Origin of the sequence: Paenibacillus terricola (assembly GCF_014779765.1) — a bacterium.
Classification (GTDB): Bacteria; Bacillota; Bacilli; order Paenibacillales; family Paenibacillaceae; genus Paenibacillus_T; species Paenibacillus_T terricola.
Genome location: NZ_JACXZA010000001.1, coordinates 171,131 through 192,068 on the forward strand (window position 1 = coordinate 171,131; position 20,938 = coordinate 192,068).

The window sequence follows — 20,938 nt, forward strand, 5'->3', positions numbered from 1 at the left end:
GATGCATATCGAGGTGCGGAATTTAAATAAGCAGTTTGGCGATTTTCACGCAGTACGCGATGTCAGCTTTACGATTGAGAAAGGCCATCTGATCGGTCTTCTTGGTCCAAGCGGCGGCGGTAAAACGTCGATTCTGCGTATGCTCGCAGGCCTGGAAACGCCAACGTCCGGCGATATCGAGTTTCTCGGACAACGCGTGAACGATCTGCCTCCGCAAGAGCGCGGCATTGGCTTCGTATTCCAGAACTATGCGCTGTTCAAGCATATGACAGTGTTCGATAATATCGCGTTTGGACTCAAAATTAAGAAACAGTCCAAAGAGCAAATCAAGAAGCGCGTCATGGAGCTTGTTGAACTGACGGGACTGCTCGGCTTCGAACATCGTTATCCGCACCAGCTCTCTGGCGGACAACGCCAGCGTGTTGCATTCGCTCGTGCGCTTGCGCCAGAGCCGCAGTTGCTGCTGCTTGATGAGCCTTTCGCTGCAATTGACGCGAAGATTCGTTCGGAGCTGCGCGCTTGGCTCAAAGACCTGATTGAGCGCGTAGGCATTACGTCGATCTTCGTTACGCATGATCAAGAGGAAGCCATTGAGGTTGCCGACGAGATCATGATTATTAACAAGGGCCGCCTGGAGCAGAAGGGCACGCCTTGGGATATTTATAAAAGTCCAGAGACGCCATTCGTGGCCGGATTCATTGGTGAATCGACGATTATCGAGAACATCGGTTCGATCCGCGGCTTCGAGGAAGCTGCGGCTTGGCACGGCACGAAGGCGCTTATCCGTCCGGAATATATCGAGATCGGCAAGCCAGGCGAGATTGGCCTTGCATCCGCTGCGATGGAGGGTCGCGTGAAGCAGCTGCATTTCCGCGGCAGCGAGTGGATGGTTGAGATCGAGGCAGGCAATGCGAAGTTGATTACGTACCGTTCGTTGGAGAAGGAAGTGCTTCATCCAGGCGACGCGCTAAGCGTACTCGTTCATCGCGCGTATATGTTCAACGACAATGACAGCTGGATTATGGAGAACAAGCTGAAAGAAGATCCGATGCCGATTTTCATCTAATCCGGCTCGGTTTACTAGAATGCGGTCAGGGGCAATATTCATGTGGAAATGGATAGCTAACAAAGCTGCCCGTCAACGGGTGCAGATCGTATTGACGGGAATCAGCATACTCCTTCTGCTGACCGCCTGCGGTAGTGGTTCTGAGACGAACACGAACGCAGAAGGGGAGCAGAACGGACAGAATAAAGGCGACATCACGCTCGTTATCGGTGCTTACTCAGTCGTGAAGGATGCTTTCGGAGAGCTGCTGCCGAAGTTCCAGGAGCAGTGGAAGCAGAAAACAGGACAGAAGATTGTGTTCCAGGAATCGTATGAAGCGTCGGGTACACAAGCGAGATCGATAATCGGCGGCTTCGATGCGGATGTTGCGGCTCTTGCGATGTCAACCGATATCGAGAAAATCCAGAAAGCCGGACTTATCAATGATAATTGGGCAGACAACGCGTACAAAGGGATGATTACCGACTCCGTCGTTGTCCTCGGAACGCGTGAGGGCAATCCGCTTGGCATTAAAGGCTGGGACGATTTGACGAACAAAGGCGTGAAGGTGCTATACCCGAATCCGAAGACGTCAGGCGGCGCACAATGGGATATTAACGCGATCTATGGCGCGGGTCTCAAGAAGGCGGAACGGGAAACAGGCACCAAAGACGCTGAATATGCGAAGCAGTATTTGAAGAGCATCCATCATAATGTAGAGTCGCTCGATAAGAGCGGCCGGGCATCGATGGCCGCATTCGAATATGGCGTTGGCGACGTTATTGTAACGTATGAGAACGAGCTTCGCGCACGGATTCGGCAAGGTGTGCCGTATACGATCGTTATTCCGGATGACACGATTCTGATCGAGAATCCGGCTGCTGTTGTTAATAAGAACGCCAAGAAGCACGGTGTTGAAGAGGCGGCACAAGCATTCGTCGACTACTTAGTGTCCGAAGAAGCGCAGGAGATCTTCGCAGAATACGGTTTCCGTCCGGTGAATGAGAAGACGGCTGCAAAGGTTAAGGATCAGTTCGAACAGCCGAAAGGCTTGTTCGATATTGAATACTTGGGCGGCTGGAAAAATGTACGCGATACGCTTTATTCCAAGAAGGGCGTATGGTATCAGGTATTGGCGGGAATCTAGGTTTGCATCAGCAATGGGTTATATACAACATAAAGCTTCGATGTTCGGCAGGCTGCCGCATCGAAGCTTTTTTGTGTGCTGTTCACAAAATCGGGGGATAGCCTACTTGTCATTGATCTATTCAACCGGCCAACTGTTTCCATATCTTATAGAAGTCGTTCAATGTGAAACAGCATACACAAGTGGAGGAGAGTAAGCGTGACCATAATAGGAACTCAGCTGCGCAATCGATCGAGAAGCCGCAAACGGCAAATGAGGCGGAGCGGCAGTAAAGTGCTGGCATGCGGACGAGCCAAGGCGCATCGGAGAAAAAGGATGACGAAACACCGGGTTAGACGTTGTGTTCGAATCATCCGTCATTGCAAAACGCTTATTCCATTCCAACAGACTGTGGTAGGTGCTGCGGGGGCGGCGGGCGCTATAGGGTCTGCTGGTGCAGCGGGTGCAGCTGGCGCGGCAGGGGTAGCGGGAACTGTGGGTCCAGTCGGACCAGCAGGTCCGATGGGACTGGTGTGGCCAGCGGGTGCAGCTGGTGCGGCAGGACCACAAGGACCACAAGGTCTACAGGGTCCAGCAGGCGCTGCCGGTGCAGCGGGACCTCAAGGAGCGGCAGGGCCGCAAGGTCCAGTAGGACCAGCTGGGCCGACAGGCGCAGGAGGAGAACGTGACTACTCCGAGCTTATTGCTGTATTGACCGACGCGCTTAACTTCGGTCAGACGCTCGTCATCACAACGACAGGGCAGCCGACCGGAGGTGCGATCGGCACTGTCTCTTCGCTGAGTGACCTACAACTTCAATTCAACACGCAGACCGGTACGACGATGACGATCCCGTATTATTTTATTACCAATGTTGAAGTCATTGGCACGCCTTCGATAGAGTGAGGCTGGGACTGAAAGGAGCGTGCGGTCATGGGGATGACATTATCAGGACAGTTGAGTAATTTGTTGGGCAATGAGGTGACGGTCGTTACGATTGCTTACGGACAGCTGTCCGTCATCGGCACATTGACGCAGGTGGGCAGCGACTATGCGACGGTATCGTTCGAAGACTCGGGCGTCTTCTACAATCTCAACATCCCCTTCGTCAATATCGCATACGTGCACCAGAACCCGATCTAACTAGTACATCAGAAGGGAGGTATTCGGATGGGCATTGAGATTAACAACTTGGCGGCTCAATCGGGTACGGCTATCTACAAATTACTGCTGGGCCACATTGGGGAGACAGTGATCCTATCCACGGCAGCTGTTGTTGTTACGGGAGTCTTGGAAGCCATACAGCAGTCGTATGCGACCATACGGAAGTCTGATGGCGATGCGGAATATGTTGTGCTCGGCTTTGTAGAGTCTGTCATTATTCCAGGAGCTTAGCAGCGATTGAGTTCGGTCAATAGCCCAAGGCCCCGACTGAAGGATTATTAAGATTGATAGTAAATAAATATAACTCCCCAGCAAGCAGCGCGGTACATGCTTATTGGGGAGTTCGTCTTTATTCCATAAGTGTGGACAAGTCTGTGCATTCGCCTGCGCGAAGGATTTGGTTTGGCAGAGCAGCAGCATTGAGAAATGTAGAGCTTAACATCATATTGAATAACATAACCGTACATTATAGTTTCTTTCTATAAAAAGATAGATAGCATATATTGGCTTCCTCTGGTAACGGATGTTAATTTGGATATACAGCAGCAAATGAGAAGGGGAGTGAATCATCATGAATGCTCAATCGAAAGTATTAGAGGCTAACGAAGCAAGTTTCCGTACAGCTGCAGAATGTATTGTTAATGGAGGGATTGTCATTGCGCCGAGCGATACGAACCTGGCATTGACGTTGAACCCTTGGAAGGATGAAGCGATTGAGCGGGCTTTCGCCATTAAGAACCGTCCTGCGACTTCCGCGCTGACATTGTTCTTCCTGGAGCCGGACGAATGGAAAGAATATGCCGATGCACCGGACCCTGGACTTGTGCAAGCTTTCGCGGAGGCGTTCTGGCCAGGGCCGCTCAACATGATTCTGCCAAGAAAGTCCACGATCTCTGACCGTATGGTATGCGGAGGCGCAACGGTATCGCTTGGCTGCCTCAGCAATCCGGTATGGCGCGGTATGATGAAGTATACGAATATGCCGGTCGCGATGACGTCGGCGAATCTGTCGGGCCAAGCGGACGGCGTGCTTGTCGATCTGGATCTGTCGCTGCGCCAAGTGGGCGATAAGGTCGATTATGTTCTGAAAGGCGAGGCGCAGGGCACGACGAAGTCCAGCACAATTATCGATCTGAGCGGCACCGAACCACGTATTACACGATATGGCGATGTAACGGCAGCACAGTTGAACGCAATCGCGCCGATTTTCAAGGAAATTGTATAGGTCATTGGGTTGAATCCTGGAGGCTGTTCATTGGAACAGCCTCCTCTTTTGCAACCAGAGCGGGTAGAGGATGTGCACATAAGGGTGGCGGCATGCTACAATAAGAGGAACGAATGTTCTGGCAGGCTGCCGTTAGGAGCTGTGTATCAACGTGGAGAACGCCTATATTTTACCGTCTGTTCAGCTGTCCGTCCGACAACTGGTTGAATATGCATACCGAAGCGGTGATATCGTATCCGGCTTTCGCTCTGCTGCTGCGCTGGCAGAAGGAACGAGAATACATCAATCGCTTCAAACGGAATACGGCCCTCAAGATGAGCGAGAGTATGAGCTTAAGACGGGGCTGGATTATGAGGGCGTCCGCTTTCTCATCGAAGGCCGATGTGACGGCTTGCTGCATACAGATGAAGGCGTCATGATTGATGAGATCAAGTCAACGGCAGGGACGCTGCCAGAGGACGGAGATATGGCGCCTGTTGTCCATTGGGCACAGGCGATTTGTTATGCGTACATCTATGCTCTTGATCGTCAATTGGATGAGATGCGGGTTCGGCTCACATATGTGAGCACGACGACAGACGAACGGCGCGCATTCGTGAGGGTGCTCGACAGCAGTATGCTGCGTGACACGGTGTTGGACGCAGTGCGCCTGTACGCGCCTTATGCACGCATGCTGATTCAGCATACGGAGCGGAAGCTTGCGAGCGCGAAGGCGCTGGCGTTTCCTTTTGCCCAGTATAGGGAAGGTCAACGTAAGTTCGCAGGCGCTGTCTATCAAGCGGTGACGGATGGAGCTAAGCTGTTCGCGAAGGCGCCGACGGGGATCGGCAAGACGATGTCGACGTTGTTTCCGGCGGTGAAGGCGATTGGCGAGGAACGGCTTGCGCATCTGTTCTATTTGACTGCCAAGACGATTACGAGGACAGCGGCAGAGGATGCGTTCCGTCTCATGCAGGAGAGCGGTCTGCATATGCACAGCGTTACGCTCACGGCGAAGGACAAAATCTGCTTCCAAGAAGAAGTGCGCTGCTCCAAGGAGCATTGTCCGTATGCGGAAGGTTATTATGACCGCATTAACGACGCGCTTCTCGATATGCTGGGCAATGAGACGATGATGACGCGAACCGTCATTGAGCAGTATGCGCACAAGCATCGGGTATGCCCATTCGAGATGTCGCTTGATGCCGCTTATGCATCGGATGCGATTATCGGCGATTACAACTATATTTTTGATCCGCGGATCAGTCTGAAACGGATGTTCGAGGAGCGCAAGAAGCAGACAGCGGTGCTTGTTGACGAGGCGCATAACCTGGTCGATAGAGGTCGTGAGATGTACTCGGCAGCTATGAATAAAGATGCTTATTTGCAGCTGACGCGCGCATACAAGAGTGTGAATACAGGTGTACATAAAGCAGCGAAAGCGGTGAATGACTGGCTGCTTGAGCTGCGCAAAAGCTTGTCGCAAGACGGCGATGGTGCTCGTGCAGTAGAGACCGCGGAGATAGGCGGTGGGGATTTATTCGCGGACAATGGGGATGGGTCTGCTCCAGAAAGGGCGAATATGCCAGTGTCATGGACTACGCTCGGCAATGGACAAGCGGTGTCGCAGGCGATGCCGGCGGATCTTATCACGCTTATAGAATCGTTCGCAGATGAGGCTGCGCAAGAATTGGCATCCTCTTCCGACGGAGCGTCAGCCGCAGGGCCTGAGGCCGCGGCGCTGCTGCTGGACACGTATTATGCGGCCCAGCAGCTGACCCGTATCGCGAAGTTGTACGATGAGCGTTACGTTACGATTGTGGAGCATTGGAAGAGCGAAGTACGGCTCAAGCTGTTTTGTCTGGATCCGTCGCATCTGCTGCGCCAGGCGGGCAAAGGATTCCGCTCGCAGATTTTCTTCTCCGCGACGCTGTCGCCAATGCCTTACTACATCGATATGCTTGGCGGCGATAATGAACAGGACTACTCGTTGTCTGTTCCGTCCCCGTTCTCGCATGAGCAGCTGGAGGTTAAGATTATGCCGCTCTCGACGAGATACCGGGATCGTGACCGAAGCTATCAACCCATTGCGAGGGCGCTGTATGAGATGGTTAGCGCGCAGGCAGGCAATTCACTTATGTTCTTCCCTTCCTATGATTACATGAACCATGTGTACGAGCCGTTCATGTCGCTGCTCGCATCCGAACCGACTGCGTTATCCATTCGAACCATTGTGCAAACTGGCGTTATGAGCGAGGAGGAGCGCGAGTCGTTCCTTGCTTCGTTCCAAGCGGGCAGCACGGAGTCGCTTGTTGGCTTCGCTGTTATGGGCGGCATTTTCTCCGAAGGCGTTGACCTTGTCGGGGATAGGTTGACCGGTGTGGCCGTCGTTGGCGTAGGACTGCCGCAGGTAGGGCTGGAACGGGATATGATACGCGATTATTGCGAGCGCTCGGAACGAAGCGGCTTCGACTATGCTTATGTCTATCCCGGAATGAACAAGGTATTGCAGGCGGGCGGACGATTAATCCGCTCGGAGAAGGATTATGGCAGGCTGCTGTTGATCGACGACCGTTATTTGGCGCAGCCTTATAATCGGCTGCTGCCTGCGGAATGGCGCGGCTATACGGTGATTCGGGTTAATAGCCTCAACTGATCTTGACCGTTACATGCTGGCTGAAGCTGATCGAGGAGGACGTCACGAAATGCGGAAAATTTTTATCATCGGCATTGTAGCAAGCGGCAAGACGACTATGGCAAGGCAGTTATCGGAACAGTTGAATATTCCGTGGCATGAACTGGATAACGTTGTGCATCATCAGACGGTTGAGGGGCGCATCAAGCGGACACCGGAAGAACAGCAGGCGGTTATCGCGGATATTGACCGCAGCGGCGGCTGGATATTCGAAGGTGTCGACCGCTCGTCGTATCGATGCCTCTATGAAATGGCCGATACGATCATTGTATTAGACCCGCCATTATGGAAGAGGAAGTATCGCATTTTCGCACGCTATATCAAGCAGCAGTTGGGCATCGAGAAGTGCAGCTATAAGTCGGATTGGAATATGCTGCGCAATATGTATAGGTGGACGAGAGATTTCGAGCAAAGCCGGGAGGAATTCGATTCAAGGTTGCGGCCGTATCATTCGAAGATTGTTCGAATCAAGGATTCGAGGGGATTTCTGAGAAGAGAAGGAGGTACAATCCATCATGATTATTTTTAAAGCAACGAAAGATACCTTAAAGGATCTTAAGGTTCAGCCGGATCTGAATGAACACTTAGACTTGCTTATGTGCTGGCATGTAAACATTTTTACTTTATATCGGAAGAAGCATTATGTATTTATGAATGATCTATCTAGACTGAGTCTGACCGTAACCGGCATAAGAACAGGACAGAGTCATAAGCTCAGAGAGTTAGTCGTGAATTGCCTTAGCGATTATCTAGTGAAAGAAGATCTGCCAGCTCATCTGATTCAGTCCTACATAGACGAATGCACGGAATCGATCATTGCCAAAACGGATAGCAGAAGCGTGATCAGCACATCCAATGAAATTATGCTCATTATGAAATCCCTCGAAATTGACAAAGAAGGATTCGATGACACGGATGAAAGACATAAATGGAACAATAGAATGATTTATAAACCAATCGATTACAAGGAACCGATTGAGGTATTTACTCATGCACTCAAGCACAGATACACGACCTAGGGTATGATGATTCAAGTGGAAGATGATGGTACAATATAGAGGACAATTGAATCTTGGGTGGTCATGGTTTCCCTTCGAAAGGAGGTGATGCCATGGAAGTTAAGGATGCGTTAACGATCATGTTTCTGTTCGGATCGTTTATCCTTGCACTTTTAACCTACATCAATTCCAACAACAAGAGAAAGTAAAAAACCCACCCCAAGGTTCTCCGCCGAAGGTGGGCTCTTTCCTGAGCAACTTTAGAAGGGATAACCCATCCAAGCCAATTGTTAAGCCGGGTGTTCGCAGCACTCGGCTTCTTTACTGATATGATAGCATAATTGGAAAAAGAAGTGAACCAGGTGTGTGCTGAATCCGATACGCATAGACTATGCGGCTCACACACCTTAAATTTTACAAAGAAGCCTTGCCCTTGCTAGAAAGCCGGTCCTCCTGGGACCGGCTTTCTTATTCTAGGAGTGAACAACCGTAGGTGAAGAAGCGGAAGCGGCGTTCAAAACGAATTTCTCAATAACATGACGGACGCCTTCCTCGTTATTCGTGAGCGTCACGTAGTTAGCGATTTCCTTCAATGCCGGCAATGCATTGCCCATCGCAACGCCAAGTCCCGCTTCCACGATCATCTCGCGGTCGTTCCAAGCATCGCCAATAGCAATCGCATGTTCGGAGGTGCTGCCGATATGTTCAGCCAGGAAGCGAAGCGCGTGACCTTTCGTTCCTTCTTTATGTGTGAATTCCAAGTAATGCGGCTTCGACTTCGTAATGTGCACGCGTTCGCCGATGAGAGGCTTCAGCTCTTCGGCTACCCGATCGAGCAGATCCGGATCGTCGATGATGAGCATTTTGGTCTGCGGCTCGTTCAGCAGCGCGTCGAAGTCGGATGCAACGACGTATGGGATTTTGGACAAATTGGAGTACATCTTCGCTTTGTCATTATCCTCGCGCACATACAGAACATCGTCGACATACAGCTGGAGATGCAGGCCGTGCTTCAGGCAGTATTCGTTCAACAGCTTCGCATCATCGGTTGGAACGCTGCGTTCATAGAGCACTTCGCCGTCGATAAGCGTCTTGATGAGTGAGCCTTGGTACGTAATGATCGGTACGTTCAAGCCAATCTGATTCGCGATCTTGCGAGCAGAAGCGTACATGCGGCCTGTTGCCAGCGTTACGAGAACCCCTTGCTCGATGGCAGCAGCCATCGCTTGCTTCGTTCCTTCGGTAACAACCAATTCATCGTTGAGCAGCGTATCGTCAATATCGATTGCAATGAGTTTGTACATCGTGAACGGTTTCTCCCTCTCTGTTTGTTGCGGTTACGGAGATTGTAGCGCATGTGTTGCGCTTACAGCAATAGTGTTTCTCTGAAAGAGGTGGAACGAATAGGGTCAATCATCCTGTCTGACGGAACCCGCCGACAGTCGTTTGCGAAGTGCTTCGACGAAATCAGTCGGATCGTCAACGGCGATGTAGACCGTATGAACTTCATGGGGTTGGCATAGAAGTCCCTCTAACGTCACGGTGCTCCTCATCGTAATTATTACGTTAGGTGTCACCATTGGCGCAACAGCGGACCGCTTGCGCTCTTCCTTCGTCGGCTGAAGATCCATGCCGCTCTGAACATCGGCAATAGCGGAATAAGGAAGATCACCATTCAGCCTCAAGCCGTACCGAAGGACTAAGCCATCTTGTGTCAGACGAATGGGCTCCAGTACAGAGCGGCGGCAATCCGCCCAGAGCAGGGCGATGATCCAGAGCGAGCCGGCGGTCATGATCCATGCTGCATACTCATTCAGCATTCGGACGAACAGATGAACGACGATGCTCTCAATGACGAGCACTTTGGTCAGCATGGCAGCGAACAGAAACAGGGAGGTATTGCGATGATAAGTGAACTTCTGATCACTTGGCGCAGCTAATGAAGCTGATTCCCGTGCCGCGAGCGGCGATTGAACAGCCTTTCCAATCCGCTTCCGCCATGAAGCAAACAGATAATAGAACACCATTACATCGTGACGAATGTAAGCAGCAAGCTTGCCCGAGCTTAACGAAGCCTGCAGCGCTTCCGGGAATGGAATGCCTTCACGCCTCAAGCGTCTAACTGAGCGACAGACAGACAGCGCCATACGAAGCTCTATGGTCAGGAACAGAACCTCAATCGGAAGCAGAAGCGCTTCTGCGACGATGACGGCACCCCGTAAGTGTGAAGGAAGAGCGGCAAGAATGATAAGGCCGCCAAGTGCTGCAACTGGAATAATAGGCTTCCAAGCAGCCCAGCGATGCCAGCGTTTCCGGCTTACAAGCGCATAATACAGCAGCGGCACAACGACAACGTAATCGAAGCATATCGCGCCAATAAGCCAGCGATCAGACAGTTCCGATGAAGTGTGCGGTACAATGCGGACAAGCAGCATATCGATGGTGTAGATGCATGCGGCTATAACAATGAATAGAAGCAGGCTGCCGCGTGAATAAGAGGGGCTCGTGAATGGGTTTCGTGCATCCGCAGAATGCATGGATAATCACCTCTGATTAAGGTTATTAACGACATTATAACTGGAAGATACTGCATGATGTGGTGAACGATTCGTTCACAATTTTTATATCGAACGATTGTCCTTTATAATGAGTACAGCTCTATCGATGTGGCAGAATGAGCCATTGGCTTCATCCGGCAGCTGCACCGGATTTATTCATACAGGAGAGGTAGTGAGAAAGCGATGAAATTGCGTTGGGGCGTGCTTGGCTGTGCTTATATTGCAGTGAATAGCGTTATTCCCGCGATTCAGAAATCGGAGCGTGGCGAGGTAACGGCAATCGCAAGTCGGGGCATTGAGAAAGCGCAGGAAACGGCAGCGAAGCTGAACATTCCGAAGGCATATGGCTCGTATGAGGAACTGCTGGCTGATCCCGATATCGATGCGGTATATATTCCGCTGCCGAATCATCTACATAAGGAATGGACAATCAAGGCGGCAGAAGCTGGCAAGCATGTGCTATGCGAGAAGCCAGCAGCGCTTAATGCCGAAGAAACGATCGAAATGGTCGAAGCATGCAAGAAGGCCGGCGTATTGTTCGCAGAGGCGTTCATGTATCGTCTGCACCCCCGTGTGGCACGTGTGAAGGAGATTCTTGCATCTGGGGAGATCGGCGAGTTGCGGGCCGTTAACGGCTGCTTTACGTTCAATAACGCGGGTGATGCAGGCAATGTGCGTTATCGCCAGGAGTGGGGCGGCGGCTCGATCTATGATGTTGGCGTATATCCGCTTAGTGCGGCACGCTGGATTATCGGATCTGAGCCTGAGGCGGCGACCGTTCATGCGTTCTTCTCAGACCAGCACGACGGCGTTGATATGCAGGCATCTGGTTTGATCGAATTCGCAGGCGGTGTAGCGCTTACGTTCGATTGCGGCATGTGGGCGGCTTATCGCCAAGGGATAGAGATTCTCGGCACCAATGGCCGAATTGAATTGAAGGGTGCGTTCACGGACGCAGATCCACTCATCGTACATACGAACGACGGCTCGCGTGCCGAAGGACCGTTCGAGGGTTATAATAACTACACGCTGCAAGCGGATCATTTTGCACAGGCGGTATTCGGCGAGTCACCCTATCCATATCCGCCTGAGGATGCAATCGCAAACATGAAGCTCGTTGATGCATGCCTGCAATCGGCTCGTACACGTACGCGAGTCGTGCTTGACCGCTAATATCGTCGTATTCCCTTCGTATCATCGAGAACAGATCGAGAAGAAAGCTGGTTAGGCCAATGAAAATATTCGCATCACAAATTGCGCGTCAACGCTTCGCGGTCATCTGTCTGCTAGGAGCTGTGTTGGCTGGTGGAGCAGGCTTCGCAGGCGGGGTCTTATGGGTGAAGGAGCGCAATCCCATTCTGAAGGAGGCAACGTTCACCAACTTGTCGGCCTCCTACAATGAAATTATGCGTGAGTACTTGAACGGCGCAGAGCCAAAGGATCTTATCGATGGGGCAACGGAAGGTATGGTAAAGTCGCTTAACGACAAATATTCCAAGTACCTGATCGGCGATTCCGGCGAAGCCTATGTGCAGAACTATGAGAGCGAGGTTGTCGGCATCGGCATCCAGCTTCGAGAAGAAGACAATGTCTTTATTATCGATACAGTCATTAAAGATTCACCTGCTGAGAAGGCAGGCCTCAAAGCAGAGGATATACTGACAGCTGTCGAGGGCGCGACTGTCAAAGGGGTCAGCTTGGATAAGCTTATCGAGCTCCTTCGCGGCGAGATCGGCTCGAAGGTCAGCATTACGGTAACGCGTCCGAAGCAGACGGAGCCAATCACGGTGACGATGACGCGCGCTGCAATTCCGGTAATGACCGTATCGTACGAAATGAAGCCGGATGGTATCGGTTATGTCGTTATTTCACGATTCGCTCAGAAGACGGCCGATCAATTCAAAACGGCAATCGATGATCTCACGAAGCAGGGAATGAAAGGCCTTCTGCTCGACGTTCGCAGCAACCCGGGCGGTCTGCTTGTACCGACCATTACGATCGCAGATCAGCTTATACCGAAAGGAAAGACGATCCTTCAAGTTGTATCCAAGGAAGAGCGAAGCACACAGACGTACAAGTCTAAACAGGCGGCTGAATGGAAGCTGCCGATCGTTGTGCTGACGAATCGCCATTCAGCGAGCGCTGCAGAGGTGCTTACGGCTGCTCTGAAGGAGTCGGCTGGGGCAACGATCGTTGGGGAGACGACGTACGGTAAAGGCGTTGTACAGCGGTTCAGCCAGTTCAAGGACTTGTCGGTGCTTAGCCTCACAGAAGCGCAGTGGCGAACGCCTAAGGGCAACTGGATTAACGGCAAAGGTGTTGAGCCAGACGTTAAGGTGTCATTGCCAGCCTACACGGAGCTGTCGGCGCTGCCGTCGGGCACGGTCATGAAGCTGGGCGACTACGGTGATTCTGTGAAGACGCTGCAGCAGATGCTGGCAGCGCTCGGCTACGATCCTGCAGGGGCTTCTGCAGGCGTCTATGACGAAGCGACGAAGTCAGCGGTCATCCGATTGCAGAAGGCGGAGGGAATCGAGCCAGCAAATGGTGAAACGGCTGACAGCACGATGAACAAGCTGATGGAGCGTCTGCGGGAGAAGCTGAAGAAAGAGGACTATCAGGAGCAGAAGGGAACCGAGCTGCTGAAAGGACTTATCGCTAAAGGGACGAGCAGCAGCAAGTAACCGATCGGTCAGCCTTTACACACCTATAGCCTACACGGCATTCAAACAAAAACGGCGGCGCAGACTAGATCTGCACCGCCGTTTCGCATTTTTGAAGAAAATAAAGGATTATTCCACGCCAGACTTCGTAATGAGGGTCGTTGTCGACTTATCAGGCAACTGCTTGATATAGCTGTCCGACAGCTGCAGCAAGCGAAGACCATTCAAGTATTGCTGCTCATTCGCTGTGTTCTCTGTTGTTTCTGTGCTGTCTTCAAGCTTGTAGTCTGTACCGTCCTCGAAGGCTTTGCCAGTAAGGAACATGGTGGAATCCGTTACGATCGAACCTGTCGGCAGGAAATGCCGCATCGGCAGAACGTTGGATTCATTGTTCAGCAAGTCTTGACCGAAATGAATCTGGTCTCCATAGGAAATACCGAGAAGGTTAACAGCCGTTGGCGCGATATCGATCTCGCCGCCTGTCTTCTCGATCGTCGATTGATACGTTACGCCAGGGGCGTGAATGACGAGCGGAATTTTGAACATATCGGTATAACCATACTCGTGTCCAAGCAGATTCTTAAGCATTTCTTTCTCGTTGTTCTTCAGCGAGTAGAGGGACAAGCCTTGGTGATCGCCATAGAACATGATGACACTGTCATCCCATAAACCGCTGCTCTTCAGTCCATCGAGGAACTTGCCGAGCTCATAGTCCGCATAGTTCTGCGCATGTAGATAGTTGCCTACAAGCGTACCTTCCAGCTCAGTCGGAAGCGTCATATGGTATTTCTCTTCGGGAATATCAAACGGATGGTGAGCGCTCATCGAAATCACTTGAGCGTAGAACGGCTGCTCGCTCTGATCCATCTCCGTCAGTTTCGCCAGCGCTTTCTCGTACAGGATGGCATCGGATGCACCGAATGCAACATGGTCATCGTCGCCGAAGAACGACTGGTCATAATATTTCTCCCAACCAATGGATGGGTACAGCTCTTTGCGATTCCAGAACTCTACGCTGTTCGTATGGAATGTTGCCGTTGTATAGCCGTTAGCCTGCATCAGCTTCGGCAAGCTTGGCAGCGCCTTATCTACAAAATGTTCGGTGGCTGCTTCGTGCTTCGGCACATACATCGACGTATTGACGACGTACTCAGCATCTGATGTTGTACCTTGGCCAACCATCGTATAGAAATGATTGAAGTGGAATGTTTCGTTAACAAGCTTGTTCATGTTCGGCGTTACTTCTTGACCATCAATCTTCAGTCCGATAAGGAAGTCTTGGAACGACTCCATTTGAAGAATGATCAAGTTTTTGCCTTTGGCGGCGCCATAGTACTGCGGATTCAGCGATGGTGCTACACCTTTCAGCTCGTCGATCGCAGCTTGTGTAATTTCTGACTTATCGACGACTTCCAGGTCCTCGCTCGTATCGGCGAAGATCGTGTACACCTCATAGTTGAGAATGCCCATTTCTTCCGCTTGCTTGTTCTCATTCATGCTGGCACGGTTCGGCCAGATGTTGAACAGGCACAGACCCACGGAGAAGACGAATACGTACGTGAGCACCTTGCGGTTGACTGGCTTCATGCCGATCGAATGACGAACCGACTTGTACTTTGGTCTGTACACGAGAATGGCCAGAACGATAACATCGATGAAAATAAGCAAATAATAAGGATCAAGCAGCGAATATGTGCTGTTGCCGACTTTCGTTACCTTGTCTGCCTGAGCGATTGCATGATACGTGACGATGACGCCATAATACTTGTAGTACATGAGTACGGTAAAGTATAGCAGGGTCAACAGCAGGTTCGTAATCATATAGTACAGCAGCTTTCTTTTGCCCGCCAACCATTCAATAATGCAGAACACGGCCCAGAAGAACGGAATTTCCGTAACCAGCGTCATAATCGACGGTCCTTCGTTGAATACAACAAACCAAGCGATGATGCTCTTGATCAGTATGAGGACGGTAAAATAAAAAAACCTTCGATGCAGTATCCGATTCAATAAGGCCACTTGTATGCACTCCTTGCTCTTTGCCAAATGTCTATAGTGTATTTTACAACTCCGCGTACTCATGTCAATATTTATAAACTCCCAATAAGGCACGGAATTGTAAATGGACTAAAAACTTGGTTACTTAGCCTAACTAAATTTATCATTTATGAAGCAATGATAACACTTCTCTTCATCTATGAATTTTGTCTGATTTGTGGCATTTTTCATTGTCGACTGCTGTTGGCGTATACTATACTAGGTTCAAGCAAGCGCAAGAAAAGATTGGAAGGAGCTGATTTACCATGAAAGACGAGTTATATAAAGCACTTAATGAGCAAATGAACTTCGAATTCTACTCGGCGCACGTCTACTTGGCTATGGCTGCTTATTGTTCTGGAGAGAACCTTGACGGATTCGCTAATTTCTTCATCGTACAAGCCGAGGAAGAACGGTTCCATGCGATGAAAATTTATAAGTTCCTTAACGACCGCGGTAAACGCGCGACGCTGGACGCGCTTGGCGCACCGAAAAACGACTACAGCTCGATTCTCGAAGCGTTCGAGGACGGTTACCATCATGAGCAGGTGAACACGCAGCGGTTCTACCACTTGTCCGACCTTGCCTGGAATGACCGCGAGCATGCGACGATCGGCTTCCTGAAATGGTTCATCGACGAGCAGGTTGAAGAAGAAGCTCTGTTCGATAGCATTATTCAGAAGCTGAAGCGGATCGACAAAGACAGCAATGCGTTCTACACGATGGATGAAGCATTCGCAGCTCGCAGCTTTACGCCTCCTGCAGGTGAATAATAGTAATACGCCCAAATCGCTAAGAAGTTACTGAAATTTGAAGATATTGAAAAAAGCTGCCCACAGGTCATGGATTCATGAGTCCTGTGGAGCAGCTTTTTATTGTGAAGCGATGCGGTTATGTGCGCTTCATCGGGTTAGGACGGAACGCGGCGGGACGCCATCATTCTCGACTTCAGCCCTTGCAGCTGGCGCTTCGTGAGCGGAAGGTTCTTCGCACCCGTCGAAGCTGCACCTAGGCAAACACTATCTTCGTTCATTGCCAGCACCTTCAGCAGATTGACATAACAGTTCGATGCCACCTCGGCGAAAGTACCTTCCTTCGTCAGCTTCGTCAGCTGCTCACGGGTCATAGGTTTCTTAAGATTGTAATTAACCCCATGGAAGCTAACAAGCCCCTGCCTGTTGACCTTGAAAAATAAAATATCCCGTTCGACCTCAAAGTCATACAAATTACGAATAGAATTCGGCGCTACACGCATTCTTCCTCAAGCCCCCTCGTCGGAAGTATTGTCAGCGCTTACATTATAGCACGATCACTGCTGCACGCAAATAGGGATATCGGGCTATAGAAAGAAAAAAGGCGTGAAGCTTTACGCTACACACCCATTTTTCTCCGATGGTTCTGCGGTTTGGCATTATTCTGGCTCTTCATCGCGTTAACGCCGCCGGTACCTTGATGCTGCTGCTGGCCGCCATTCTTGCCTTGCTTCTTCTGTGCGAGCAGCGCCTTCGCTTTCTCGGCCTGCGACATCTTCTTCGTCTCAGCTGCTGCTGTTTCTTGCGTTGCTTCTGTTGTTGGTTCGATATGTTCGCTCATAGGGGCACTCCTTTGTCAACGTCTTAATAATGGAACATTAGCATGTCTTGCAGCGCAGGTCAAGGGGGACAAAAGCCATCCTTTAGGTGTTGAATATTTATTCATATAGTTGTATATTATATTCATCAGCAAACACGGAGGATGAGGCAATTGAAGATGCAATCGAAGGTGGAACAAATGATGATGAATGCTTGGCCGGCGCTGCATACCGTTGATTATGACGGCTGGAAAGTATGCTTTGCGAGCGGCTTTACGAAACGGGCGAATGCTGTATATCCGCTGCATGATATAGCTGGTGATCAGAATGATTGGGCGGGCAAGATCGGTGCGGTCGAGCGGATGTATGCGATGCAGGGGTTGCCTTCGATTTTCAAAATGACGGATGAGCCAAGACTGTCGCTTCTCGACCAACAGCTGTCGGTCAACGGTTATGAGAAGGAAGGAGCAACGGCGGTATTAACCTGCTCGCTCGGGCAGGTGGCGGAGCCTGCGAAGCAGACGGTGGAGATGACGATGCAGCCGACGGCTAGGTGGCTGGCTCGTTATGCCGAGATGAGCGGCAGCAGCAAGATGGATATGGCGATCATGCAGCAGATGCTGGCGCGGATCGAGAAGCCGGCATGCTTTGTTATTTTGTATGAAGGAGATCAAGACGTTGCTTGCGGCTATGCCGTATTGGAGGACGGATACACCGGACTGTACAGCATTGTGACTTCGCCGGCTTATCGGAATCAAGGATATGGGGAGCAGCTTGTGCTGAATTTGCTCAAGTGGGCGAAACTGAGCGGCGCATCGGAAGCTTATCTTGCGGTTGTTCAAGACAATGCACCAGCAGTTCGTCTGTATAGCAAAGTTGGGTTTACTGACGCCTATCGGTACTGGTATCGTTTGAAGTCGGCTGCAACTCTTTCCTGATTCTGGCGTATAACCCTTACATATGGAATACATATGAGAAGAGGTATACGTAATGTTAGTGGATGGAGGGGCAGGTGCGTCGGCGGTGAGCGGAATCGGAATTGGGATCGTATTGTTCTTTGTGCTTATTAGCTTGTTATTCTTCGTGTTTCATATCATCTCGATCGTATGGGCCTATCGGGACGCGATACGTAAGGGGAATGAGCCGCTGTTCGCGCTAGGCGTTGCGGCATTGATATTCTTCTTCCCGATTATCGGGCTGATTGTGTACTTATTGATTCGATCGAGCAGATGATGCTTGTGGGCAAAATGAAAGCGGTCCTCAGAGGCGCGTGAAGCGCTGCTGAGGACCGCTTTGTCGTAGGGTGAGGCGTTAGATGGTGAGGCAGCACTTGCTGTGTTTAGCCGCAGGGCTGCCCATCTATGTAGTAGCTGTCCTCACGATAGGTTCGGAACGCAACTTCGATCTCGGTCAAGCCGAGCTTGGCTAGCTGAGCGGTGACGGCAGACGCGAATTGGCCGCGAGCTTCGCTGCCGCGTTCGAACCAAGCGACTTCTACGAATGGGAAAGAACGATCCCCCGTTCCACCGAATACGGACGTCGTATGCAGGCAGTCCATCGTAAAGTTGTCAGTTCCACAATCGCATATAACGGCAAGCTCCTCGGCAAGGGGTTGAGCTGCTTCACGAAGCTGCTCAGGAGCAATTCCTCGAAATAGTAAATGCGGCATAACTTCTGTTAGCTCCTCTCGAATAGGGCGGCTAGTGCGGCAACTGAAGAAGAAGCCATTCCGCGCGCCCGGAATGGCTTCATTATAGCATGTCAGTGTGTGGGATAAGATGCAGAACTGCATCATATGGGGGCGGGCAGCCCGCCGTGAGCGAGATAAGATGCAGAGATGCATCATATGAGTGCGAGGGGCGGCTAGCCCCAGTGCGCGGTGTATGCCCTATGTGTGGAATTTGTGACGTAAACGGGCAAGGGTAAGCAACGGCCAGATCCAGTTGTTGCTCTCATAGTGCACGTACACCATACCAGCCAGACCGGCACCTGTCGGGTAGCGGTTCAACTGCGCTGGCTGCACATCGAGAGAATGGAGCAGCGCGTTGACGCCGCGCTCCAGCTCCTTCGTTGGGGCGGGCAGCGCGGCAATGAGCCCATCAAGCGCCCATGCCGTCTGTGACGGCGTGCTGCTGCCGAGCGGAATGTAATGGCGCTGCTGGTCGCTGTAACACGACTCGCCCCAGCCGCCATCCTCATTCTGGACGGAGAGCAGCCAACGGACGGCTTTGGTGATGGCAGGGTGGTCAGGTTTTATGCCGACTGCTGTTAATCCAAGTACAACGGTGCCAGTACCGTGTGTATACGTAATGCCCCATCTTCCGTACCAGCTGCCATCCTTCTCTTGCTGGGACAATACCCAGCGGGCTGAACGGTCGATCCACTGCTGCTTGGTCGTCATGCCAAGATCCTCGCCTAGAAAATGAAGCACGCGGGAAGTAAGGTCCGCATGGGATAGGTCGTTCACAATATCGGCTGTGCCGGAGTAATTGAATAGTCCGACTGGCAGCGGCTTGCCGTTCCGTTCGAAAGCGGGCCAACCGCCGTCGTCGTTGCGCATGGCGACGAGCCAATGAAGGCCGCGGTCCCAATCTTCTGCAGCGATCGAGGCAGGTTTATGCGGCTGAGCGGCTGATGGGTCCGTCACGAACGCACGGAGCGCCGCTGCCGTACTGTCGCAGTCGGGATAGCGGGTGCTGACGTTCGAGAAGCCCCAGCCGCCTGGCGCTGTGTCCGGCGCACGTATAGCCCAGTCACCGTAGCGGGTATGCTGGCGGAGCCGCAGGTAACGGGCGGCGCGCTGCATCGCGTCGTGGGATGATGGGAGGCCGGCTTTGCCAAGCGCATAGGCGAGCATACCGGTATCCCACACCGTCGGGGTTGCAATCTGGACCATCGGAGGTTCGCTGCACAGCAGCGTTCGTGTGCCGCGAATGCCTTCGTTGATGATAGGGTCGGATGGAGAGCGGCCAAGCGAGACGAGGGCAAGCAGCATGAGCACAGTTGCAGTGGAGTAAGTGAGAAGCGTGCCGTCAGGCTCGATCCGTTCAAGAAGGAATGATTCTGCTTGACGATAGAGGCTGTCATCGTCTGGCGACAGCAATCCGATTAGTGATCCGAATAAGCCGTTCAATACACCGATAATGGAGGCATCGTTATGGAAGCGACGGCTTCCGCCGAGGAACAAGCTGGACAGATCTGGCGTATGTGCGGTGCGCAACGAGAACCGTTTGTTCGCCATCATAATGATCGGCACAAGATGGACACGGGCATGACCGGACATCTGGAACAAGCTCGGCAGCGGGCCGTCCTTCGAGAACATCGCATTGAGGGGGATACGGAATGACTGAGGCCACTCCGCCTGTCCGGTCACGCAGAGCAGCGTTTGAGTAAGCAATGACTGCACCTTGTTCAAGCCGCCGCGCGATCGGATAAACTGCTTCGCTTCGTCGATGATCGGGTCGCCGTCTTGATAGAGGCCGGAGATCATCAGCGCAAGCAGCGCCTCGGTTGTTGCGTCGAGGCTGCCTTCATGCTCATCAGGGAACAGCTTCCACGAGCCTTCCGCCTCGCGGCGGGATATAATTCGATCGGCTAATGAGCGGATAAGCGGCTCGTCTCGAACATCTAACAACCGTAAAGTAGTTAGAAAATAACAGTCGCTCATCGTGCCGCAATCGATGCACATCCGCCACGAGCCGTCCGGCGATTGCATGGCTTGCAGCTGCTCCGTCATCCGATTGATCCGATTGTTAATTGCTTGCCAATCCATTAATGCCGACCTCCTATTCGTCGCTCTATTTGCAATATATATGCGGCGCTTGAGATGGAAAGTCGGTGTAGGGAGACCTCGACTAAGAAGCTTGCGAAAGTGCATG

22 protein-coding genes are annotated in these 20,938 nt (G+C 51.7%); 15 read left to right on the top strand and 7 right to left on the bottom strand.

What is annotated here, in order from left to right; genetic code table 11:
• Position 1: 1 nt before the first annotated feature.
• From H8B09_RS00785 to comI, 10 genes are all read left to right on the top strand, one after another.
• Positions 2 to 1,066, top strand: coding sequence for a sulfate/molybdate ABC transporter ATP-binding protein (locus H8B09_RS00785; RefSeq protein WP_191201590.1), 1,065 nt, complete (start codon positions 2 to 4; stop codon positions 1,064 to 1,066).
• A gap of 40 nt (positions 1,067 to 1,106) precedes the next feature.
• Positions 1,107 to 2,192, top strand: a complete 1,086-nt coding sequence (locus tag H8B09_RS00790; protein WP_191201591.1) for a sulfate ABC transporter substrate-binding protein — start codon at positions 1,107 to 1,109, stop codon at positions 2,190 to 2,192.
• Between the two features lie 198 nt (positions 2,193 to 2,390).
• Positions 2,391 to 3,077, top strand: a complete 687-nt coding sequence (locus H8B09_RS00795) for a hypothetical protein (RefSeq protein ID WP_191201592.1) — start codon at positions 2,391 to 2,393, stop codon at positions 3,075 to 3,077.
• 27 nt (positions 3,078 to 3,104) lie between these two features.
• Positions 3,105 to 3,314, top strand: coding sequence for a hypothetical protein (locus H8B09_RS00800; RefSeq protein WP_191201593.1), 210 nt, complete (start codon positions 3,105 to 3,107; stop codon positions 3,312 to 3,314).
• A gap of 27 nt (positions 3,315 to 3,341) precedes the next feature.
• Positions 3,342 to 3,566 carry a hypothetical protein gene (locus H8B09_RS00805; protein WP_191201594.1) on the top strand — a complete coding sequence of 75 codons (225 nt, stop codon included), beginning with the start codon at positions 3,342 to 3,344 and terminating at the stop codon, positions 3,564 to 3,566.
• Between the two features lie 340 nt (positions 3,567 to 3,906).
• On the top strand, positions 3,907 to 4,560 hold the full coding sequence (locus H8B09_RS00810; protein ID WP_191201595.1) for an L-threonylcarbamoyladenylate synthase: 654 nt from the start codon (positions 3,907 to 3,909) through the stop codon (positions 4,558 to 4,560).
• A gap of 151 nt (positions 4,561 to 4,711) precedes the next feature.
• Positions 4,712 to 7,195 (top strand): ATP-dependent DNA helicase, encoded by a 2,484-nt coding sequence (locus H8B09_RS00815; protein ID WP_318152506.1) that lies wholly within the window; start codon positions 4,712 to 4,714, stop codon positions 7,193 to 7,195.
• A 49-nt stretch (positions 7,196 to 7,244) separates the two neighbouring features.
• Entirely contained in the window at positions 7,245 to 7,763 is a 519-nt protein-coding gene (locus H8B09_RS00820) for a P-loop NTPase family protein (RefSeq protein WP_191201596.1), read from the top strand.
• A complete protein-coding gene (locus tag H8B09_RS00825; protein ID WP_191201597.1) occupies positions 7,750 to 8,253 on the top strand; it encodes a DUF6933 domain-containing protein in 504 nt (167 codons plus the stop codon). The genes H8B09_RS00820 and H8B09_RS00825 overlap by 14 nt, the downstream gene beginning before the upstream one ends.
• 92 nt (positions 8,254 to 8,345) lie before the next feature.
• Positions 8,346 to 8,441 carry a competence inhibitor ComI gene (gene comI, locus H8B09_RS30290; RefSeq protein ID WP_219930283.1) on the top strand — a complete coding sequence of 32 codons (96 nt, stop codon included), beginning with the start codon at positions 8,346 to 8,348 and terminating at the stop codon, positions 8,439 to 8,441.
• A gap of 264 nt (positions 8,442 to 8,705) precedes the next feature.
• On the opposite strand, the gene H8B09_RS00830 is transcribed toward comI, so the two are convergent.
• Both H8B09_RS00830 and H8B09_RS00835 read right to left on the bottom strand, forming a co-directional pair.
• On the bottom strand, positions 8,706 to 9,536 hold the full coding sequence (locus tag H8B09_RS00830; RefSeq protein WP_191201598.1) for a Cof-type HAD-IIB family hydrolase: 831 nt from the start codon (positions 9,534 to 9,536) through the stop codon (positions 8,706 to 8,708).
• 105 nt (positions 9,537 to 9,641) lie between these two features.
• Positions 9,642 to 10,769, bottom strand: a complete 1,128-nt coding sequence (locus H8B09_RS00835; RefSeq protein ID WP_191201599.1) for a hypothetical protein — start codon at positions 10,767 to 10,769, stop codon at positions 9,642 to 9,644.
• A gap of 204 nt (positions 10,770 to 10,973) precedes the next feature.
• Here H8B09_RS00835 and H8B09_RS00840 point away from each other — a divergent pair, with 204 nt between their 5' ends.
• Together H8B09_RS00840 and H8B09_RS00845 are read left to right on the top strand one after the other, a co-directional pair.
• Positions 10,974 to 11,963: a Gfo/Idh/MocA family protein gene (locus H8B09_RS00840; protein WP_191201600.1), complete on the top strand. Its 990-nt coding sequence runs from the start codon at positions 10,974 to 10,976 to the stop codon at positions 11,961 to 11,963.
• 59 nt (positions 11,964 to 12,022) lie between these two features.
• Positions 12,023 to 13,474 (top strand): S41 family peptidase, encoded by a 1,452-nt coding sequence (locus H8B09_RS00845; protein ID WP_191201601.1) that lies wholly within the window; start codon positions 12,023 to 12,025, stop codon positions 13,472 to 13,474.
• A gap of 108 nt (positions 13,475 to 13,582) precedes the next feature.
• On the opposite strand, the gene H8B09_RS00850 is transcribed toward H8B09_RS00845, so the two are convergent.
• Complete coding sequence (locus tag H8B09_RS00850) at positions 13,583 to 15,472, bottom strand: LTA synthase family protein (protein ID WP_318152507.1); 1,890 nt, start codon at positions 15,470 to 15,472, stop codon at positions 13,583 to 13,585.
• Between the two features lie 284 nt (positions 15,473 to 15,756).
• Between H8B09_RS00850 and H8B09_RS00855 the strand changes: the two genes are divergently transcribed.
• Positions 15,757 to 16,263 (top strand): ferritin, encoded by a 507-nt coding sequence (locus tag H8B09_RS00855; protein ID WP_191201603.1) that lies wholly within the window; start codon positions 15,757 to 15,759, stop codon positions 16,261 to 16,263.
• 137 nt (positions 16,264 to 16,400) lie between these two features.
• On the opposite strand, the gene H8B09_RS00860 is transcribed toward H8B09_RS00855, so the two are convergent.
• Together H8B09_RS00860 and H8B09_RS00865 are read right to left on the bottom strand one after the other, a co-directional pair.
• The gene (locus tag H8B09_RS00860) at positions 16,401 to 16,745 is read right to left on the bottom strand and encodes a hypothetical protein (RefSeq protein ID WP_191201604.1); all 345 of its coding nucleotides are present in this window, start codon (positions 16,743 to 16,745) and stop codon (positions 16,401 to 16,403) included.
• 116 nt (positions 16,746 to 16,861) lie between these two features.
• Positions 16,862 to 17,083, bottom strand: a complete 222-nt coding sequence (locus H8B09_RS00865; RefSeq protein WP_191201605.1) for a hypothetical protein — start codon at positions 17,081 to 17,083, stop codon at positions 16,862 to 16,864.
• Between the two features lie 156 nt (positions 17,084 to 17,239).
• Between H8B09_RS00865 and H8B09_RS00870 the strand changes: the two genes are divergently transcribed.
• Together H8B09_RS00870 and H8B09_RS00875 are read left to right on the top strand one after the other, a co-directional pair.
• On the top strand, positions 17,240 to 17,998 hold the full coding sequence (locus H8B09_RS00870; RefSeq protein ID WP_224753306.1) for a GNAT family N-acetyltransferase: 759 nt from the start codon (positions 17,240 to 17,242) through the stop codon (positions 17,996 to 17,998).
• Between the two features lie 52 nt (positions 17,999 to 18,050).
• Positions 18,051 to 18,293: a hypothetical protein gene (locus H8B09_RS00875; protein ID WP_191201607.1), complete on the top strand. Its 243-nt coding sequence runs from the start codon at positions 18,051 to 18,053 to the stop codon at positions 18,291 to 18,293.
• A gap of 106 nt (positions 18,294 to 18,399) precedes the next feature.
• Here the strand turns inward: H8B09_RS00875 and H8B09_RS00880 are convergent, their stop codons facing one another.
• Together H8B09_RS00880 and H8B09_RS00885 are read right to left on the bottom strand one after the other, a co-directional pair.
• Positions 18,400 to 18,729, bottom strand: coding sequence for a DUF1904 family protein (locus H8B09_RS00880; RefSeq protein ID WP_191201608.1), 330 nt, complete (start codon positions 18,727 to 18,729; stop codon positions 18,400 to 18,402).
• A 219-nt stretch (positions 18,730 to 18,948) separates the two neighbouring features.
• Positions 18,949 to 20,832, bottom strand: coding sequence for a prenyltransferase/squalene oxidase repeat-containing protein (locus H8B09_RS00885; RefSeq protein WP_224753187.1), 1,884 nt, complete (start codon positions 20,830 to 20,832; stop codon positions 18,949 to 18,951).
• Between the last annotated feature and the right edge of the window lie 106 nt (positions 20,833 to 20,938).

Bases quoted from the DNA above. Each gene is read 5' to 3' on its own strand.
- H8B09_RS00825 (WP_191201597.1), top strand. From the start codon at position 7,750: ATGATTATTTTTAAAGCAACGAAAGATACCTTAAAGGATCTTAAGGTT.
- H8B09_RS00810 (WP_191201595.1), top strand. From the start codon at position 3,907: ATGAATGCTCAATCGAAAGTATTAGAGGCTAACGAAGCAAGTTTCCGT.
- H8B09_RS00840 (WP_191201600.1), top strand. From the start codon at position 10,974: ATGAAATTGCGTTGGGGCGTGCTTGGCTGTGCTTATATTGCAGTGAAT.
- H8B09_RS00835 (WP_191201599.1), bottom strand. From the start codon at position 10,769: ATGCATTCTGCGGATGCACGAAACCCATTCACGAGCCCCTCTTATTCA.
- H8B09_RS00805 (WP_191201594.1), top strand. From the start codon at position 3,342: ATGGGCATTGAGATTAACAACTTGGCGGCTCAATCGGGTACGGCTATC.
- H8B09_RS00865 (WP_191201605.1), bottom strand. From the start codon at position 17,083: ATGAGCGAACATATCGAACCAACAACAGAAGCAACGCAAGAAACAGCA.
- H8B09_RS00820 (WP_191201596.1), top strand. From the start codon at position 7,245: ATGCGGAAAATTTTTATCATCGGCATTGTAGCAAGCGGCAAGACGACT.
- H8B09_RS00875 (WP_191201607.1), top strand. From the start codon at position 18,051: ATGTTAGTGGATGGAGGGGCAGGTGCGTCGGCGGTGAGCGGAATCGGA.
- H8B09_RS00880 (WP_191201608.1), bottom strand. From the start codon at position 18,729: ATGCCGCATTTACTATTTCGAGGAATTGCTCCTGAGCAGCTTCGTGAA.
- H8B09_RS00790 (WP_191201591.1), top strand. From the start codon at position 1,107: ATGTGGAAATGGATAGCTAACAAAGCTGCCCGTCAACGGGTGCAGATC.
- H8B09_RS00870 (WP_224753306.1), top strand. From the start codon at position 17,240: ATGCAATCGAAGGTGGAACAAATGATGATGAATGCTTGGCCGGCGCTG.
- H8B09_RS00830 (WP_191201598.1), bottom strand. From the start codon at position 9,536: ATGTACAAACTCATTGCAATCGATATTGACGATACGCTGCTCAACGAT.
- comI (WP_219930283.1), top strand. From the start codon at position 8,346: ATGGAAGTTAAGGATGCGTTAACGATCATGTTTCTGTTCGGATCGTTT.
- H8B09_RS00885 (WP_224753187.1), bottom strand. From the start codon at position 20,832: ATGGATTGGCAAGCAATTAACAATCGGATCAATCGGATGACGGAGCAG.
- H8B09_RS00860 (WP_191201604.1), bottom strand. From the start codon at position 16,745: ATGCGTGTAGCGCCGAATTCTATTCGTAATTTGTATGACTTTGAGGTC.
- H8B09_RS00855 (WP_191201603.1), top strand. From the start codon at position 15,757: ATGAAAGACGAGTTATATAAAGCACTTAATGAGCAAATGAACTTCGAA.
- H8B09_RS00845 (WP_191201601.1), top strand. From the start codon at position 12,023: ATGAAAATATTCGCATCACAAATTGCGCGTCAACGCTTCGCGGTCATC.
- H8B09_RS00785 (WP_191201590.1), top strand. From the start codon at position 2: ATGCATATCGAGGTGCGGAATTTAAATAAGCAGTTTGGCGATTTTCAC.
- H8B09_RS00800 (WP_191201593.1), top strand. From the start codon at position 3,105: ATGGGGATGACATTATCAGGACAGTTGAGTAATTTGTTGGGCAATGAG.